Origin of the sequence: Nostoc sp. CALU 1950 (assembly GCF_051172895.1) — a bacterium.
In the GTDB taxonomy this organism is placed as follows: domain Bacteria; phylum Cyanobacteriota; class Cyanobacteriia; order Cyanobacteriales; family Nostocaceae; genus Nostoc; species Nostoc edaphicum_A.
Genome location: NZ_JBDNJQ010000040.1, coordinates 1 through 17,116, shown reverse-complemented (window position 1 = coordinate 17,116; position 17,116 = coordinate 1). Strand labels below are relative to the sequence as shown.

General features: G+C 41.1%; 15 protein-coding genes and 1 tRNA gene. 7 read left to right on the top strand and 9 right to left on the bottom strand.

All coding sequences use genetic code 11. The features are described 5' to 3' along the window. The first annotated feature begins 40 nt into the window (after nucleotides 1–40). The 3 genes from ABF638_RS13465 (at nucleotide 41) to ABF638_RS13455 (ending at nucleotide 2,834) form a co-directional block, all read left to right on the top strand. On the top strand, nucleotides 41–511 hold the full coding sequence (locus tag ABF638_RS13465; protein ID WP_435023185.1) for a DUF29 domain-containing protein: 471 nt from the start codon (nucleotides 41–43) through the stop codon (nucleotides 509–511). A 44-nt stretch (nucleotides 512–555) separates the two neighbouring features. Beyond that, nucleotides 556–1,359, top strand: coding sequence for a TIGR01548 family HAD-type hydrolase (locus tag ABF638_RS13460; protein WP_435023184.1), 804 nt, complete (start codon nucleotides 556–558; stop codon nucleotides 1,357–1,359). A gap of 86 nt (nucleotides 1,360–1,445) precedes the next feature. After that, nucleotides 1,446–2,834: a cytochrome P450 gene (locus ABF638_RS13455; RefSeq protein ID WP_435023183.1), complete on the top strand. Its 1,389-nt coding sequence runs from the start codon at nucleotides 1,446–1,448 to the stop codon at nucleotides 2,832–2,834. A 226-nt stretch (nucleotides 2,835–3,060) separates the two neighbouring features. On the opposite strand, the gene ABF638_RS13450 is transcribed toward ABF638_RS13455, so the two are convergent. Further along, a complete protein-coding gene (locus tag ABF638_RS13450; RefSeq protein ID WP_435023182.1) occupies nucleotides 3,061–3,864 on the bottom strand; it encodes a tetratricopeptide repeat protein in 804 nt (267 codons plus the stop codon). A 155-nt stretch (nucleotides 3,865–4,019) separates the two neighbouring features. Then, complete coding sequence (gene ruvB, locus ABF638_RS13445; protein WP_181928553.1) at nucleotides 4,020–5,120, bottom strand: Holliday junction branch migration DNA helicase RuvB; 1,101 nt, start codon at nucleotides 5,118–5,120, stop codon at nucleotides 4,020–4,022. Nucleotides 5,121–5,364: 244 nt separating this feature from the next. Here ruvB and hisF point away from each other — a divergent pair, with 244 nt between their 5' ends. The 3 genes from hisF to ABF638_RS13430 all read left to right on the top strand — a co-directional run bounded on the left by hisF (nucleotide 5,365) and on the right by ABF638_RS13430 (nucleotide 6,598). Further along, nucleotides 5,365–6,138, top strand: a complete 774-nt coding sequence (hisF, locus tag ABF638_RS13440; protein WP_435023181.1) for an imidazole glycerol phosphate synthase subunit HisF — start codon at nucleotides 5,365–5,367, stop codon at nucleotides 6,136–6,138. A gap of 99 nt (nucleotides 6,139–6,237) precedes the next feature. After that, nucleotides 6,238–6,429, top strand: a complete 192-nt coding sequence (locus ABF638_RS13435; RefSeq protein WP_069071057.1) for a hypothetical protein — start codon at nucleotides 6,238–6,240, stop codon at nucleotides 6,427–6,429. A 96-nt stretch (nucleotides 6,430–6,525) separates the two neighbouring features. Continuing rightward, a tRNA-Ala gene (locus ABF638_RS13430) sits at nucleotides 6,526–6,598 on the top strand. Nucleotides 6,599–6,905: 307 nt separating this feature from the next. Here the strand turns inward: ABF638_RS13430 and uvrA are convergent. Next, nucleotides 6,906–9,797: an excinuclease ABC subunit UvrA gene (uvrA, locus tag ABF638_RS13425; RefSeq protein ID WP_435023180.1), complete on the bottom strand. Its 2,892-nt coding sequence runs from the start codon at nucleotides 9,795–9,797 to the stop codon at nucleotides 6,906–6,908. Between the two features lie 182 nt (nucleotides 9,798–9,979). Between uvrA and ABF638_RS13420 the strand changes: the two genes are divergently transcribed. Beyond that, on the top strand, nucleotides 9,980–10,726 hold the full coding sequence (locus ABF638_RS13420) for a Uma2 family endonuclease (RefSeq protein WP_435023179.1): 747 nt from the start codon (nucleotides 9,980–9,982) through the stop codon (nucleotides 10,724–10,726). A 149-nt stretch (nucleotides 10,727–10,875) separates the two neighbouring features. On the opposite strand, the gene ABF638_RS13415 is transcribed toward ABF638_RS13420, so the two are convergent. The 6 genes from ABF638_RS13415 to ABF638_RS13390 all read right to left on the bottom strand — a co-directional run bounded on the left by ABF638_RS13415 (nucleotide 10,876) and on the right by ABF638_RS13390 (nucleotide 17,013). Next, nucleotides 10,876–11,265: a VOC family protein gene (locus ABF638_RS13415; protein ID WP_435023178.1), complete on the bottom strand. Its 390-nt coding sequence runs from the start codon at nucleotides 11,263–11,265 to the stop codon at nucleotides 10,876–10,878. A 147-nt stretch (nucleotides 11,266–11,412) separates the two neighbouring features. Next, a complete protein-coding gene (locus ABF638_RS13410; RefSeq protein WP_435023177.1) occupies nucleotides 11,413–11,949 on the bottom strand; it encodes a GAF domain-containing protein in 537 nt (178 codons plus the stop codon). Nucleotides 11,950–12,099: 150 nt separating this feature from the next. After that, nucleotides 12,100–12,546 (bottom strand): HNH endonuclease, encoded by a 447-nt coding sequence (locus tag ABF638_RS13405; RefSeq protein ID WP_435023176.1) that lies wholly within the window; start codon nucleotides 12,544–12,546, stop codon nucleotides 12,100–12,102. A 2-nt stretch (nucleotides 12,547–12,548) separates the two neighbouring features. Further along, nucleotides 12,549–12,848, bottom strand: coding sequence for a hypothetical protein (locus ABF638_RS13400; RefSeq protein WP_435023175.1), 300 nt, complete (start codon nucleotides 12,846–12,848; stop codon nucleotides 12,549–12,551). A 96-nt stretch (nucleotides 12,849–12,944) separates the two neighbouring features. Next, nucleotides 12,945–16,505, bottom strand: coding sequence for an Eco57I restriction-modification methylase domain-containing protein (locus ABF638_RS13395; protein ID WP_435023174.1), 3,561 nt, complete (start codon nucleotides 16,503–16,505; stop codon nucleotides 12,945–12,947). A gap of 286 nt (nucleotides 16,506–16,791) precedes the next feature. After that, nucleotides 16,792–17,013 (bottom strand): hypothetical protein, encoded by a 222-nt coding sequence (locus ABF638_RS13390; RefSeq protein WP_435023173.1) that lies wholly within the window; start codon nucleotides 17,011–17,013, stop codon nucleotides 16,792–16,794. Nucleotides 17,014–17,116: the final 103 nt, after the last annotated feature.

Genomic DNA, 17,116 nt, shown 5'->3' with positions numbered 1-17,116 from the left:
GAAGATTTTGCTGTTAATTTTGAATTCGGAGCGAAGCGACGTGACTGCCCAACTGCCCCAATCTCAAACAACATCTGATTCAGATTTGTATGAGCAAGACTTTTACCTGTGGATTCAAACCACCGCAGAACTGCTCAAGCAAAAGAATTTCACACAACTGGACTTAGACAACCTGATTGAAGAAATTGAAACGATGGGCAGAAGTGAAAAGCGGGCATTGGAGAGCTATCTGGAAGTGTTGCTGATGCATCTGCTCAAATATCAAATTCAAACTGAAAGGCGCTCAAAAAGTTGGCAGTACACTATTTTGGAACAGCGCAGGCGAATCCAAAAAGCACTCAAGGAAAGTCCGAGTTTAAAGCCTCACTTTGATCAGGTTTTCGATGAAAGCTATCAAACCGCTAGACGACTGGCTGTCATTGAAACTGGATTAGCGATCGCTATCTTCCCAGAAAAATCTCCCTTTACACCAGAGCAAGCCCTTGACCCCGATTTTTTACCTGAGTCATGATTTCACGTTTTATGATGATGTAAAACTCTTTTGCTTCCTACTCCATGACTCAAAAAACTTTTACAAAGGCGATCGCTATTTTTGATATTGATGGCGTTGTGCGCGATGTTAGCGGTTCCTATCGCCGGGCGATCGCAGATACCGTAGAATATTTTACTACCCAAGCATATCGCCCAAGCCCACTAGATATTGACCAACTAAAGTCTGAAGGCGTGTGGAATAACGATTGGGAAGCATCGCAGGAATTAATTTACCGCTACTTTGAAACCCAAAAACAGAGCCGTGAACAACTGCAACTAGATTACACTGCGATCGTTGCTTTTTTTCAATCCCGTTACCGAGGCTCAGATCCAAATAATTTTACAGGGTATATCTGTAATGAACCTTTGTTATTGCAACCTAGCTATTTAGAACAACTTACCGAAGCAGGTATTGCGTGGGGATTTTTCAGCGGTGCAACTCGTGCTTCTGCGAACTATGTATTGGAAAAACGCCTGGGTTTGGCATCTCCGGTGTTAATTGCGATGGAAGATGCACCAGGTAAACCTGACCCTACGGGACTTTTCGCTACAGTTCGTGAGTTAGAAAATGGAATTGAGCAAAGATTAGCGATCGTGTATGTGGGAGATACGGTAGCAGATATGTATACCGTTGAGAAAGCGCGGAGTCTAGATTCTACTCGCACTTGGCTTGGTGTAGGCGTTTTACCTCCCCACGTCCAGGAAACAGCAGCGCGTAGTGATGCATATAGTGAGACACTGCTAGCAGCGGGAGCAGCAGTAGTTTTGCGTAATGTGCAAGAATTAACCCCAAGGCAGATTCAAAAGTTGGTAAGTTCATCTGCCTGATCTGTGTTCTAAAATCAATCAAGCTATGCGTGGATGAATGACTAGCTGATAACAATTATGCTCCAATTATTGGGAGGTAAATAAAAATGTCTGCACTTAAACTGCCTAATGGCCCCCAAACTCACCCTTGGGTACAGACGTATCAATGGCTGACTAACCCATTGGAATACATGGAAGACTGTGCTAAAAGCTATGGTGATATGTTCACTCTCCGAATTGGCCCAGTTTTTACTCCTCAAGTCTTCATTAGCAATCCTCAAGCGATTCAGCAGATTTTTACCACAGATCCAAAACAGTTAGATTCTGGTGCAGCAGCAGGTTCAGGCTCGCCTTTATTGGGGCCAAATTCTCTACTATCCTTAGAAGGAAAACCTCACCAACGCCAGCGTAAACTGCTGACGCCTCCTCTACATGGTGAAAGAATGCAGGCTTATGGTGATTTAATCTGTGAAATCACCCAGCAAGTAACTAGTGAGTGGCCAGTCGGAGAAACCTTTACAGTCTTGTCATCCATGCAAGAAATTTCCTTTCAGGTGATTTTGAAGGCTGTATTTGGTCTAAAGGACGGACTTCGTTATGAAAAACTCAAAGAAATCCTGATTGCGATCCTGAATCCAAAAAGACCTATTGTACGGGCAATACTGCTCATGTTCCCATTATTACGACAGGATTTAGGGCCTCGTAGTCCTTGGGGAAGTTATCTACGTTTGCGGCAGGAAATGGATGATCTCATCTATGCTGAAATTCAAGAAAGGCGATCGCTTGCCGATCAGTCTCGAAGTGATATTCTGTCTTTGATGATGGCGGCTCGTGATGAAGCAGGTGAGCCGATGACAGACTTGGAATTACGTGATGAGTTGATGACTTTGTTGGTTGCAGGTCATGAAACTACGGCTAGTTCTTTGGCATGGGCGCTGTACTGGATTCATCATCAGCCTGAAGTAAGGGAAAAACTGATACAAGAACTGGATAGCCTCGGTGACAACAAAGACCCAAACGCCATTTTCCGATTACCTTATTTGAATGCAGTTTGTTCAGAAACAATGCGCCTATATCCAGTGGCAATGTTGGGATTAAATCGATTGGTTAAATCACCTTTAGAAATTGCAGGCTACAAATTTGACCCTGGTACTATATTGGTTCCTTGTATTTATTTGAACCATCATCGAGAAGATTTATATCCCAATTCAAAACAGTTTCAGCCAGATCGTTTTCTAGAACGCCAATTTAGTCCAGCTGAATATTTGCCCTTTGGTGGTGGTAATCGTCGCTGTATTGGCATGGCATTTGCCCTGTTTGAAATGAAACTGGTATTGGCAACTGTACTATCTACTTGGCAAATGAAACTAGCTGATACAAAACCAGTACTCCCAGTTCGGAAAAGCTTCCTCTTAGCACCAGGCGGTGGTGTACCAATGGTGGTAACTGGAAAGCGTCAGCAAAATCAGCGAGTTCTTGAGATTAACTCAGTGTAGAAAGTTTCAGAATCAGGTGGGAGCGATTGCTTCGCTTCCCCTTTTGATTTACCTGCTAACATTTTGAGGAGTCTACGCACAGCGTCTGTTATAGAATAATTCGTAGAGTGTGCGTAAGTCCTATTAATTATGAATTACGTTAGCGAGTCCGCGTACTCTTACAGAGAAGCAAGCTACGCTTTTAGCATCTCGTAGAGAGCGTGATTACGAATTACGAATTATTTAATTACTGGATTTTCAAGAACTTATCCAAAGCTGTAACTAAGCTGGGAGGCCAACGGCGGATATTTTTTACCCAGTCGATATCCTTGTAGCGGCTATCAAGTCCATAAGCTGCTACCCAGTTACTTTCGGCTTCACCTTGTTCTCCATTCACCCAATATGCCGCTGTGAGGGCGGCACGCACATCAGCAAATTTGGAGTATTTACGGGCGATATTTCGCATTTCGCGGATTGCTTGCTCTTTTTGACCTGTTTCATAAAGAGCGAGGGCATAGTTAGCACGGGCGAAGGCAAAATTTGGCGCTATCTCATTAGATTTTTTGTAGTCTGCGATCGCATCTTCCCATTCTCCTAAACCTGTTTTGGCATTTCCCCGATTGTTATACGCCATCGCATCCTTAGGATCGAGTTCTAAGACATGATTATAATCTGCGATCGCATCGTCCCATTTTCCCAACCCTTCCAATGCCGCACCCCGATTCAAATATGGATCGGTGACATTCGGCGCTAGTTCTATGGCTTTGTTATAATCTGCCAGCGCCTCTTGCAACTTATTCTGACTCACCCGCGAATTTCCCCGGTTACTCCACGCCCCGGCATTAGTGGGAAATTCCTCAATAATCTTTGTCCAGTAAGTTTCAGCCGTCGCAAAATCACCTTGATTCGTTGCTGTAAACGCTTGATTTGCCCACTCATCGCCTTGTTTTAACTGTTCTTGAGTAATGGGCGGTTGAGATTGTGCCATAACTGGAGTAGCCCAGCCAAACACAAGTAACAGACTGAGAACAATACCAATCAATTTAATCATCTAGGTTTACCTAATTTGTTCTTTGTCATTTGTCATTTGTCATTTGTCATTTGTCATTGAGCATGGGGCAGAAGAATGGAGTTCAAAGGCTCATTAATGGAGTTCAAAGACTCATTTACAATCAATGCCCAATGCCCAATGCCCCATGCCCATAATTACAATAATGACAACTGTTCATTAGGCGGCGTAAATCCCAAATGCTTGTATGCTGCCTTAGTCGCCATTCTGCCGCGATGAGTCCGAGTTAAATACCCAATTTGCATCAGGTAAGGTTCGTACACCTCTTCAATGGTTTGGGTATCTTCACCCGTCGTTGCTGCCATTGTTTCTAACCCCACTGGCCCACCATTAAATTGTTCAATTATCACACTCAGCATTTGACGATCTGTCCAATCTAAACCGCATGGATCTACTTGGAATAGTTGCAATGCCTCAGATGCAATGCTTTCATTAATCTCACCAGATATTTTTACCTCAGCATAATCACGCACTCTTTTAAGTAGCCTATTAGCTATCCGTGGCGTTCCGCGTGACCGACGGGCAATTTCTGCGGCACCATCTTCTGTAACAGGGGTTTTAAGTAATTGAGCAGTTCGCAGTACAATTTTAGTCAGCTCATCAACTTCGTAAAATCGGAGTTTTTGAATCAAACCGAAGCGATCGCGCAGTGGTGAAGTTAAAGCACCTACACGCGTTGTAGCCCCTACTAGGGTAAACTTTGACAGCGGCAAACTTCTAATACGAGCGCTGGAACCCTTCCCGATAGTAATATCTAAGCGATAATCTTCCATCGCCGGATAGAGAATTTCCTCCGTCATCCGCGAGAGGCGATGAATTTCATCCACAAATAAAATGTCCCCTGGCTTAAGATTTACCAGTAGCCCGACAATATCTCGTGGACGTTCTAGGGCTGGCGCACTGGTAATTTTGTAATTTACCCCCATTTCCGATGCTAAAATCATTGCCATTGTGGTTTTGCCCAATCCCGGCGGCCCATAGAGTAGCAAGTGATCCAGTACCTCACCACGAGACTTGGCTGCTTTGATGGCAATATCTAGCACATCCTTTAAATCTTTTTGCCCAATGTAATCGGCAAATCGCTGCGGTCGAATACCCTCTTCTTGCTTATCTTGTTCATCAATAGCAGCTTCAGGTTGCAAAATATTGTCTGTGGATGGTGCTTTCGCCGACTCTCGACGCTGCTTTGGTTCTCCGTTGGGTTCTGGAGGCTGTTTTTTCGAGGAGATTATCGCCATAATTCAGCTATCTACTTTTAAGGGACTAGGGAGTGGGGAGTGGGGAGTGGGGACTAGGGACTGGGGAAGATGAGAGGACAAAGGGAAAAGGATAAATAAACAAACCCCTTCCCCCTTCCCCTTTACCCTTTACCCTTTTTCATAATCCCCCATACCCCATTCCCGTGAAAATTTTCGTTTGGAAATACCCGCGCCAATTTAAAATTTAAATTCCGGTCAATTACCCAGAAGTACAAAAGTTATTATGTTATCTAAAAGAATCTTACCGTGCTTAGATGTGAAGGCGGGACGGGTTGTAAAAGGAGTTAACTTTGTCAATCTCCAAGATGCAGGCGATCCGGTAGAGCTGGCCAAGGTTTACAACGAAGCCGGTGCTGATGAGTTAGTATTTCTGGATATTACAGCTACTCATGAAGACCGAGCTACAATTTTAGATGTGGTCTACCGAACTGCTGAACAGGTCTTTATTCCATTGACTGTGGGTGGTGGTATCCAATCCTTAGAAAATGTTAAAGCTTTGTTACGAGCGGGCGCAGATAAGGTTAGTATTAATTCTGCGGCGGTGCGTGATCCAGACTTGATTAATCGGGCCAGCGATCGCTTTGGGAATCAATGCATAGTTGTTGCTATTGATGCCAGACGCAGAAATAACCCGGAAAATCCAGGTTGGGATGTGTATGTGCGGGGTGGCAGGGAAAACACAGGCTTAGATGCTCTACTTTGGGCACAAGAAGTTGAAAAACGGGGGGCCGGAGAACTGCTAGTTACAAGTATGGATGCGGATGGAACCCAAGCTGGGTACGACATCGAGATTACACGGGCGATCGCCGATGCTGTAGAAATTCCAGTTATTGCTTCTGGTGGTGCAGGTAATTGTGAACATATCTACACTGCCCTAACCCAAGGCAAAGCGGAAGCGGCATTACTCGCATCCCTGTTACATTACGGGCAATTAAGCGTAGCAGAAATTAAGAATTACTTGCGCGATCGCAATGTGCCAGTCAGACTAATCTCCTAAACCTCCATTTAGCATTTAATGACATCTATCTGAGGTTAGACACACTTCCCTGAAAGGGTGTTAATATTATTTTACAAGTATTAACAAATATTAAAAAATATGTTGCTTCCTATTTTACTTTTTGATGTAGCCCTGGTAGCGTGGTCGCTGCACTTAATGGAAAGAGCCTACGAGAGTAAAGAATTTTCTCTCATGTTGGCTGGTACATTGGTTGCTTTGGCTGCTGCTGCCATGTTAGTAGTTTACTTTTTGATGGGGCACTGTATGACCTATTTGTTGCAAGTGTCGTAGTGAGTGTTAGGTGCTTGATGAGATATTTAAAATTTAGTTTCCATAAAAGCTTGACAAAGTACTAATAATTAAGCCATTATGTATAATGGATTTTAAGGGGTTATAGCGCAGTTGGTAGCGCACCTCAATGGCATTGAGGGGGTCAGCGGTTCGAATCCGCTTAGCTCCATTCTTCAGACCTTAAACTTCTCCATTAATTGATGAGAGTGGAAGCATAACTTTTCCGTATAGAAAAAGCTTATGCTTCCAGCTTTTTGACTTAACAAAAATGCCATAAAGTCATGACTACTTTGTTATATGATCTCCGCTAAATCACCCATAAGAAACAGCTTGTAGTGGGGACTTCAGTCCCCAAAGCCAGGACTTTAGTCCTTACTACGAACATTTTTATTGGGCTTGATTAACCGGACATGATATTACATAAATTTAACACCTTGAATGTACTCATAAGGTGCGTTACCTTTCACCAAAGCATTCTACGACTTCTTCACCGCCGGATATTGCTGCAACACTTGCTGCAAATATTGCCCAGTATAAGACCTGGGATTTTTTGCAACTTCCTCCGGTGTCCCCACAGCAATCAATTCTCCGCCTTTGTCGCCACCTTCTGGCCCCAAATCTATCACCCAGTCAGAACAACGAATTACATCTAAGTTATGTTCAATTACTAATATTGAATTACCTTTATCTACCAATCGTTGCAATACATCCAATAATTTGTGGACATCGTAAAAAGATAACCCTGTTGTCGGTTCATCTATTAAATAAAGCGTCTTACCTGTGGCGCGTCGAGATAGTTCTGTTGCCAATTTTACCCGCTGCGCTTCACCACCAGATAAGGTTGTCGCAGGTTGTCCTAGTTGGACATAACCCAACCCGACATCAAATAAAGTTTGCAAACGCGCGATCGCTTTGGGGATATTCTGGAAAAAGTCTAAGCTTTCCTCAACCGTCATTCTGAGAACATCAGAAATCGACTTATCTTTGTACTTCACCTGCAATGTTTCGCGGTTGTATCTTGCACCTTTACAAATTTCGCATTGCACGTAAACATCCGGGAGAAAGTTCATTTCAATCACATTCACGCCCTGTCCGCTACAAGCTTCGCAACGTCCACCTTTAACGTTGAAGGAAAATTGTCCAGGTTTGTAACCCCTAGCTTTGGCTTCCACTGTTTGGGAGAATACATCCCGAATCGCATCGAAAATTCCTGTGTAAGTTGCAGGGTTAGAACGTGGTGTGCGTCCAATGGGAGATTGATCGATAACGATCGCTTTATCAATCGCGTTTAATCCCTGAATTTTATCCAAATGTCTTGGTAAAGGGACTTTCTTGGTTAAATGGTGTTGCAGAGATGGGTAGAGTAACTCGTTAATCAGGGTAGATTTGCCAGAACCAGACACACCAGTAATGGAGACGAGTTTACCTAGCGGAATGTCTACATCTATATTTTGTAAATTGTTGCGATGGGCATTTTTAATTCCCAAACTGCGCCCATTTCCTTCTCGGCGTTCTGCTGGTGTGGTAATTACTCGCCTTCCTGATAAATATGCACCCGTCAAAGAATCTTCTGCTGCTAATAACGCCTCAAAATCACCTTGGGCGATAATATTTCCGCCGTGAATTCCTGCACCAGGGCCAATATCAACTATATAGTTAGCGGCACGAATTGTTTCTTCATCGTGTTCAACGACAATTAATGTATTACCCAAATCGCGCAACTTAGTTAAGGTTTTGAGCAACCTACCATTATCTCTTTGATGCAAACCAATACTCGGTTCATCTAAAACGTAGAGAACTCCCGTTAAACCAGAACCAATTTGCGTTGCTAGACGAATCCGTTGGGCTTCGCCACCGGAAAGGGTCATGGCTGGACGATCAAGGGTAAGATAATCTAAACCGACATCTAACAAAAATTGCAATCTGGCTTTGATTTCTCGCAGGACTAAATCAGCAATTTGTAACTGGCGATCGCTCAATTGAAATTGCTCAATTCTCTCTCGACAATCCCGAATTGAGACGCTAGTTAATTCTAAAATTCCATATTGACCCAATTTCACCGCCAAAGCTTCCGGTTTTAACCGTTTTCCATGACAAACTTCACAAGGTTGATCAATTAAATACTGCTCTAATTTTTGCTTAACTAATTCCGAACCACCCTCATACTGCCGTTGCAAAATTGGAATAGCACCTTTAAAACTCTGCTTCCTCTGTGCTTCTGCGGCTCGTTCATCTTTCTCGCCAAACAAAATAATTTGCTGCTGTTCTTCTGTCAGCTTGCTCCAATTTGTCTGTAATTCAAACCCATAAATCTGTCCGACGCTATAGAGTAATTCCAGATAATAAGAATTATCTTTTTCTGACCAAGGCGCGATCGCAGCATAAACTGGCGCTTCCCAGTCAGGTACTATCAAATCTGGCGCAAATCTTCTTAAAGTCCCGATTCCATGACAGTGCGGACAAGCACCATAAGGCGAGTTAAAGGAGAACAATCGAGGTGATAGTTCCTCCATTACCGCGCCATGTTCTGGACAAGCAAAGTTTTCCGAAAATACTAATTCTTCTTCTTTTTCTTGTCCGTCGTCGCCAAGCAGACTCACCAGAATGGCTGCAATCCCACCCGATTGCTTGAGACACGTAGACAGGGAATCAACCAAACGCTCTTGGATATCAGCTTTTTTCACCAAGCGGTCAATTACCACTTCGATGGTGTGGGTAAAGTTTTTATCCAATTCAATGGAATCTGACAGTTCGCGGATCTCACCATTGATTCGCACGCGGACAAAACCTTGAGAAGCAAGACTTGACAAAAGCTTACGATGTGTGCCCTTTTTCCCCCGGACAACGGGTGCAAGAATTTGGAAGCGGGTGCGATCTGGTAATTCCATGATGCGATCGCACATCTCATCGATTGTCTGGGGTGCAATACAGCGATCGCATATCGGACAATGGGGTTCACCAGCCCGACCAAACAATAGCCGCAAATAATCGTAAATCTCCGTCACCGTACCCACAGTGGAACGCGGGTTATGAGACGTTGACTTTTGGTCAATAGAAATTGCTGGACTTAAACCTTCAATCGCCTCCACATCCGGCTTATCCAACTGTCCGAGAAATTGCCGTGCGTAGGCGCTGAGGGATTCCACGTAGCGACGTTGCCCTTCAGCGAAAATGGTATCAAAGGCTAGGGAAGACTTACCAGAGCCAGAAACGCCAGTAAATACAATTAGGCGATCGCGTGGCAATTCCAAGTCAATATTTTTCAGATTATGCTGCCTAGCACCCCGAATCCGAATGGTATTCTGGCTGTTGTGGCTGGGGTTGGGAAGATGTCCATTCAAGGATGCTGCTAGCTGTTGGTCTGACATATTGGGCGGCGAAGAAGGAGTTTCTTATGAAACAGTCCTTAATAATACTATCTTTAATTAGTTTATAGTAGAACAATCGTACTGTTTTAATTAGTTATCCTTCCAGATTCATGCCGCAGACATCCTTAAGAGTCTGCTAATTTGGAAGCATCTCGATTAAATATCCTTCTGAGGGCGAAGCTATGGTATTGCAAATCCAACCGCCGACCCAGCCAGAGGTCATCTACCCAGATAGTGACGGACAACCAATTGCTAACAGTACCATACAGTTTGGCTGGATTGTAGAACTTAAGCAGAATATCGAGTGTCTATTTGCGGACGATCCAAATGTATTTGTCGCTGGCGATTTGTTTTGGTATCCAGTAGAGGGACGCAACAAAATTGTTAACGCCCCAGATGTGATGGTGGTATTGGGTAGACCAAAAGGCGATCGCCTCTGCTACCAACAATGGAAAGAGGAAGGAATTGCACCACAAGTAGTGTTTGAAATTCTTTCTCCCAGCAACACCCAAACTGAAATGGACAAGAAATTACTTTTCTATGACCGCTATGGCGTGGAAGAGTATTACATTTACGATCCTGAGAAAAATAATTTGCGTGGATGGTTGCGTAGTGAAGATGGGTTAGATGTCATCCCCCAAATGGAAGATTGGGTGAGTCCTCGGTTAAAAATTCGGTTTGTTCCATCATCAGAGGGTTTGCAGCTATATCGCCCTGATGGAGAACGGTTTTTAACTTATACAGAAATTTCTCGCAACGCCGAGCAAGAAAGGCAACGAGCAGAACAAGAACGCCAACGGGCTGAACTTGCAGAACAAGCTAGAAGAGATGCCATACCCCGATTATTGCAAATGAATTTGAGCATCGAACAGATTGCTCAAGCTTTGGGATTGCCAGTGGAAGAAGTGCGAACCCTGGCTCAGGAGTAAAGCCGTGTGCAATGGTTAGCAGTTCAGTTAACAGCGTTGGGAGTAGAAGCAGAGCCTTGACTCGGAACGGAGATTCAGAACTGCGATCGCGTTTTTTCTGTATCAAGCGATCGCTTGCCTAATTAATCGTGTTCAAAGCAACTTGCTACTTAGCCACTCACCAACGACACCAACACGCCATTGAGATCACGCACACGAGCAATAGTTTTTCCCCCAGGCTGCGTTTTAGGAGCATCTAATACTTTTGCGCCAGCCCCGATCGCTCTCATGTAAGCGCTACCAACATCAGGAGTGATAAATGATATCTGGATTAATGGCGGTGGTTGTGTAGCGTCGTTAGGATGGAAACCACCAGGAAATAACTTTTGTGCTTCGCTACTAGAAGAGAAAGCTAGCGTGGTGTTTCCAGTTTCGATTTCCGCCCACGTAGATTGTCCTTTATCCTGGAGAGTGCGACGAACTAGACCAAAGGCTTTTTCGTAAAACTCAACTGTTTTAACTACATCGTCTACCCAGATGACCGTGTAACCAAATTTCATAATTCTTTCTCCTTATCTAGAAAAAATTGAGGGTTTCAAACCCACGGAGGTGGGTTTTGTCTGTGTAGACGCGGTTTCTAACCGCCCTTTTAACTACGAATTACAAATGACAAATGACAAATGACAAATGACAAATGACGAATTATTTTAGCTCTCCAGAATATTACTATCTGTTGCTAGAGTTTGTGCCCCTGCTTGCATCATTTCTATATCTAATGGCGACCAATCATGAGGCCCTTGACAGTGATGTGCTACTAGCAATCCCCATAATCCTCTAGGAATGATAATTGGTACAACCAAGTTGGCGCGAACCTGCATATTGCGGAGAAAATCGCGGTGACAAGGCTGGATTGGCTCTAATTCAATATCAGCGATCGCTTTTACCCGTCCTGCTAAGTATAAAGCAGCATACTCGTTGTTAAAACAATCATCTGGGCCAGTGGAACCAAGTATTGAGAATTCTTGAGAACTTAAAGATTCAAAAGTCACCTGACCTTCCCACTGACTGTAAAAATAATACAACACCACCCGATCAACCTGAAGCGATTCTCTGAGTTGATTTGTTGTTTGCCGGACTAACTCATCGCGCTGCATTGTTTTAACAAGGCGATCGAGCAAATTTTGCAAACCCTGTTCACGGCGATCGCGGCTATGGTTAAATTCGGAGTGAGGATAAATTTGCACGGTTCTCAAATTACGACTAGGTAAATGCTGCCGGATTTATATAGTAATTTATTACACCTTATTTAAATACATTGTTGTATTTATAGCAGCAATTCGATTTTAACGAAACATAATCGTAGTTACGGTAAACTAACAATGCTGTTTCTTTTATTATTGACATAGATCGCCAATAGGTGGATGCCAACCTGCTGTTAACCAAAGTTGACGGGAATTTAGAATAAACCCATCATCGTGGTCTTGATCATTAAAATCAAAACGACTGCAAGTTGCACGACCTATAGGAGTTGTGCCAATGATATTTAACTTATTTTTTGTCCAGATAAAATGATCTGACCAATTTTGATTTCTTGGATTAAATAATGCAACTTCTGTTTGTGTTTCTGGATCAATTGCGGTTGTAAAATTATACCGTCTTTGATTACAACGATGACAAGCTAAAGCCAAATTATTGAGGTCGTCCGATCCTCCTAAAGATTGAGGAATAATGTGATCAATGGTAAAGGGTGTTGCATTTGATCGTTCTGGAGAGTGACAATATTCACACAAATATTTTGCCCTTTTACGGACATTTAAACGAACAAAATTGTTAATAACCACAATTAAGAAGCAAGTTGAGCGTTGATAAAACTGAAGATTTTTTCTAATTCCAATAAACCAGCTAATTCTGCTTGTTCATCTGGATTGAGTAAATTTTCTTTATTTTTTTTTAATAGTTCTTCTAGACGAAATTGTAATTCTTCAGTAAAAGAAAAAGGGCGAAATTGATCAGAAAGATTAAGTTTTATTCCATTTGGTAGCCAAGATGAAGGCTGTTTCATTAATTCTTTCATGGGTATCTCCATTAATTGAGGATTGTGGTCAACGAAGGCCATGTTAGCACTGAGCTGCCGAGTCAACATGCTCTTGAATTTATGGTTGGACAGGCATTGCTGGTAGTTATCAGATTATATTGAGATTCTTTAATACAGTAATATCATGAATCGCTTCTACAGCGTCTACTTTTGCGTCAGTTCTATTTTTGAGTTTGCAAACATTGGGGCAAAGGTACGATAAGCTGACAATGCTGCTTCTTTAACGGTTGCATTCACAATCGGAAAGGTAGTGAGGATGTAGCTAAATTCATCTTCGGTTAAACCGTAAAGATGTGCTACCATTCCATCGAGTTCGGCGCGGAGTTTGGCGCGTTCTGCTTCGTCGGTAACGCCTTGTTGATGGGAACCTAAACCGACTTCTTGCGCGAGTTCGTCAAATTCTGGTGTGGTGCAGATGAGTTTGGCGGCGCGTTGTACAATATCGTTGAAGTTGCGATCGTTTTTTGTTAAACGTGGGACTGGTGTTGCATATACGAAAAAGAATGAAAGATGATTAGTAATACTTCGTCTTAAATAGGTATCTATAATATACGAATTCATTATTGTACAAATATAAAGTTTTTCAGCATTGCTGATTAATTGGTAATTAGGGTTAATTTTTCCGTCTTCGACACGAACATCATAAACTTGCTCTAGAGAAACTGTATGCGGACAAAAAACGTTTTTTGGCAATATAGTCATAATCATAGAACGCTCATTAGTGCTAGCCGCTATATCACGGAAAGCTAATCTATAAGATTTATAATCAAGAGCTATTTCTAAATTATCAGGTAATTTAATATAAAGATTTTTAATAATTTTATCTATATGTTTTTGACGTAGTGATAACAACTGTTTAACTGCTTCAGTTTCATTCAGCCAATACTTAGGTTTACCCCATTGATGAGTGAATTGATGAAAAATTTTACCTTCATATAATGGAAGCATCTCTGGTTTTTGCTCTTTAAAATAGAGATGGCTATCATTAGTCATGTGAAATTCATTATGAAAGATTAAATTCCACTTATCCTCAAACTTTTTACTTAATAAAGGAAACTGAGTCATTTTCTCAGCTATGCGGATATCTACTTCATTCTTAAACTCCATTACAGACAACGTATCAGGTGATAGTTTACAAACCATATTAACATTAATCTGCAAACTATCTTTACTAGGAAACTTTTCAAGTTCATGCACATCATGACGCATAAATGCCGATGGAAACTCAGTTGTTGAACTACCTTTAAAAAAAGTAAGAACAACAAACTTAAAACGGCTATCAACTTCTTCAAAAATAGTTTTGCGGTTCTCAAAGCAAAAAAGTCCAGTAACTTTAGTTTGACTAAACAACATTTCCCGCAATTGCTTAGTCCCCAAATCAGTGTAAATCCCACTAGGAATTACAATTCCGCACTCACCGCCTGAACGCAAAAGATTAAAACACTGTTCCGTAAACAGCTTATAGAGATTAATATCCGTACCTGCTTTTTTACCATTCACAATAGAAATCTGATTTTTATACTGTTCAGATGAACGATAATAAGCGCTGACATAAGGATATTGACTTTGATATTCTAACCAAGTACTAGCAATTATTGGATTTTGTAAGAGTTTATTCTGCTCTTTCTCAAAATCCTTAATATCCATCTTGTTCTTCGTCACCAATTCATTATGCTGTGCAAAAAACTCTTTCGCCTGTGGCTTAAATATCTCCCACGGCGGATTAGTAATAATTGCATCAAAACCACCGCGTTCTAAAACCTCGTTAAAATGATAACCCCAGTGAAACGGCTTCAAAGCTGCAATATCTTCAACCTTCAAAACACGCTTCTGTGATTTTCCAGTTAACTGAACCTCTTCGTACTTGATACCCAAACGCTTACTAAACTCATCCAACAGCAAAAGATTTAATTTTTCTTGCGATTGTTTATTGAGTTGTTCAATATTTTTGCGGAGGTGTATCAATCGAGTATCTTGAGGTGTATCTGTATCTGGTAAAGCTTTCGGTAAAAAAGCGTGTTTTTTGTACAACTCAACAGATTTATTCTTTTCTTCTAAAATCTTCTTATAATTATCTGCGGCTAAAGACTGTAATAGATTTCCTTGTAGAGAATTTCCCACTGCATCAAAAGCCGTATCATCTACTTTAATCAATCCAATCAACGAATTACCCGCCATAATATTAAAATCAATATTAGGCAAAGGCTCTAACTCTTCCACATCATTAGCAGAAGAAACCAACGCTAAGAAAAGACGCAGTTTAGCAATTTCTGTAGCTTCCTCCATGATGTCTATACCATAGAGGTTATCAGAAACAATCCGCTTTTTGATAAAATAAGGTAGTGATGGATGAAAATTTTCTATCTCTTCAAGCTTAGTTTTGAGAATACCATCATCCATCAATTTAATTGTTCCGAACACCGCACTATAAACTTGGATAAGCGTCTTCATCGCCGCCACAAGAAAAGCACCAGAACCGCAAGCCGGGTCAAGAATTGATAAATTAGGAAGAATATCTTCCATTAGTAGACGACAAACATTTGTATCCAGTTTGATAAGAAGTTCGTTGATATCCTCAAATGGCTTATACTGATCAGACAGCGCATCATTTACGCGGTCTACAATTAACTTGTGTATAGTTCTATCACAGAGATATTCTGTAATTTGTGGTCTAGTATAATAGGCTCCAAAAGCTTTTTGATTAATGTATTTCTCAAAAATATATCCTAAGACATCAGGATTTATCTCATCGTCTTTCCCTTCCGGCGTATCATCCAAATTCCAAGAATAACGCGCAAATAAATCTAGAACTTGCTCAAATGCTTCATCAACTATAGAGATTTGATATTTATCTTCAATATGATGCTTGAGAAATAATCCACCATTCAGGTATTTAACCTTACCTACCAATTCTTGTACAGATAAATCGCGTTCAATCTCAGGTTTTGCAAAGCTTTCAAAAAACAAAGCCTTGAGAAATTCACCATAAAAATGATCTTCACCTTTTTGTTTACTTTGCTCAAGCTTATTTTGCAAATAATTTAAATCTTTGTTATCAATAAAACCCTTACGCTGGAGAAAATAAACAAACATCAGGCGATTCAGAATTACCGATGTATACCAACGTCTATCTATCTCATTATCAATTCCTTTCACAAACAGCAAAAACTTCTGATGTTGTTCTTGAAATTCCTTGTAAAACTTCTTAGTTACTGGCTCAACATCAAAACCGCGTTGTAGCTTATAAGCAATTTCGACAACAGTCGGTTCCCCATGCTCTAATTCAGTAATATCAATAACTAAAGAACCAAGCTTGCTTAAAAATAAGTCTCCTGGTTGACCTTTCACATATAAGTGGTCACGAACAGAGGTTTTACTTCCTTCTCTTTTCACCCAATACCAAAGACTCCGTGTGCGTTCTTCGGTAATAAAAATTAGAAGGTTTTCAGCTATCAGCTTATTAATTTCTTTGTAAATCTCATCTCTAACCTTAGCCTCTGGTATTTTCCCATCTGCTGCGGTGACTTCAAAGATTGCAACACCCGAAAGTTCAGCAATCTTCTGGTATTGATATTTCTTATTATCAATTTTTAAAGTTACAGGTTTTTGTCTTGAGGGTTGCGACCAACCTAATTCCTCAATAAACAAATCACTAAATTGGAAGTTATAGAGTAAATCGCGTGTTCGTTGAAAATTAAGCGACATAATTTCCTATGCTTGAAGAATAAAAAAAGAGCATAGTAAATTTGCCACTCAGAAAATAAATCTGTGGCTCTAAAAATTAAGTCCGCGCTGGCGGACTTAAAGAAACCCTATTTATAGGAGTTAAATTTTAACCATGCTTTTGATACTTTATAAATCCTTTATGCTTGCTTAAGCTTCAGAGATACTACGGAAAGTTATTGAGTTATCTAAACGCCGACTTATTTAGATGCAATTGAGATTTTCAATCATCGAGTATATTTGCTGATTACTTTATCAAAATGCTTAATTACTTTCTTAAAATACCTAATTGCTTTCTCAAAATACTTAAATGCTTTCTCAAAATGCCTAATTGCTTACTCAAAAAGCTTAAATGCTTTCTCATTTCGGTAAATTTAGCAAGCAAAAAGAGGTATTGCTTACTCAAAATGCTTAAATGCTTTCTCATTTCGGTAGATTTAGCAAGCAAAAGGAGATATTGCTTTCTCAAAAGGCTTAAATGCTTTCTCATTTCGGTGTTTTCCGCAATATAACAAAGACGCGATAAACAAAGACGCGATGAATCGCCGTCTCTACAATAGTTAGCCCTTTGTAGAGACGGCGATTCATCGCGT

Coding starts and splice junctions, on each gene's coding strand:
- ABF638_RS13450 (WP_435023182.1), bottom strand. CDS start 3,864: ATGATTAAATTGATTGGTATTGTTCTCAGTCTGTTACTTGTGTTTGGC.
- ABF638_RS13400 (WP_435023175.1), bottom strand. CDS start 12,848: ATGTTGACTCGGCAGCTCAGTGCTAACATGGCCTTCGTTGACCACAAT.
- ABF638_RS13460 (WP_435023184.1), top strand. CDS start 556: ATGACTCAAAAAACTTTTACAAAGGCGATCGCTATTTTTGATATTGAT.
- ABF638_RS13455 (WP_435023183.1), top strand. CDS start 1,446: ATGTCTGCACTTAAACTGCCTAATGGCCCCCAAACTCACCCTTGGGTA.
- ABF638_RS13395 (WP_435023174.1), bottom strand. CDS start 16,505: ATGTCGCTTAATTTTCAACGAACACGCGATTTACTCTATAACTTCCAA.
- uvrA (WP_435023180.1), bottom strand. CDS start 9,797: ATGTCAGACCAACAGCTAGCAGCATCCTTGAATGGACATCTTCCCAAC.
- ABF638_RS13435 (WP_069071057.1), top strand. CDS start 6,238: ATGTTGCTTCCTATTTTACTTTTTGATGTAGCCCTGGTAGCGTGGTCG.
- ABF638_RS13415 (WP_435023178.1), bottom strand. CDS start 11,265: ATGAAATTTGGTTACACGGTCATCTGGGTAGACGATGTAGTTAAAACA.
- ruvB (WP_181928553.1), bottom strand. CDS start 5,120: ATGGCGATAATCTCCTCGAAAAAACAGCCTCCAGAACCCAACGGAGAA.
- hisF (WP_435023181.1), top strand. CDS start 5,365: ATGTTATCTAAAAGAATCTTACCGTGCTTAGATGTGAAGGCGGGACGG.
- ABF638_RS13390 (WP_435023173.1), bottom strand. CDS start 17,013: ATGAGAAAGCATTTAAGCCTTTTGAGAAAGCAATATCTCCTTTTGCTT.
- ABF638_RS13420 (WP_435023179.1), top strand. CDS start 9,980: ATGGTATTGCAAATCCAACCGCCGACCCAGCCAGAGGTCATCTACCCA.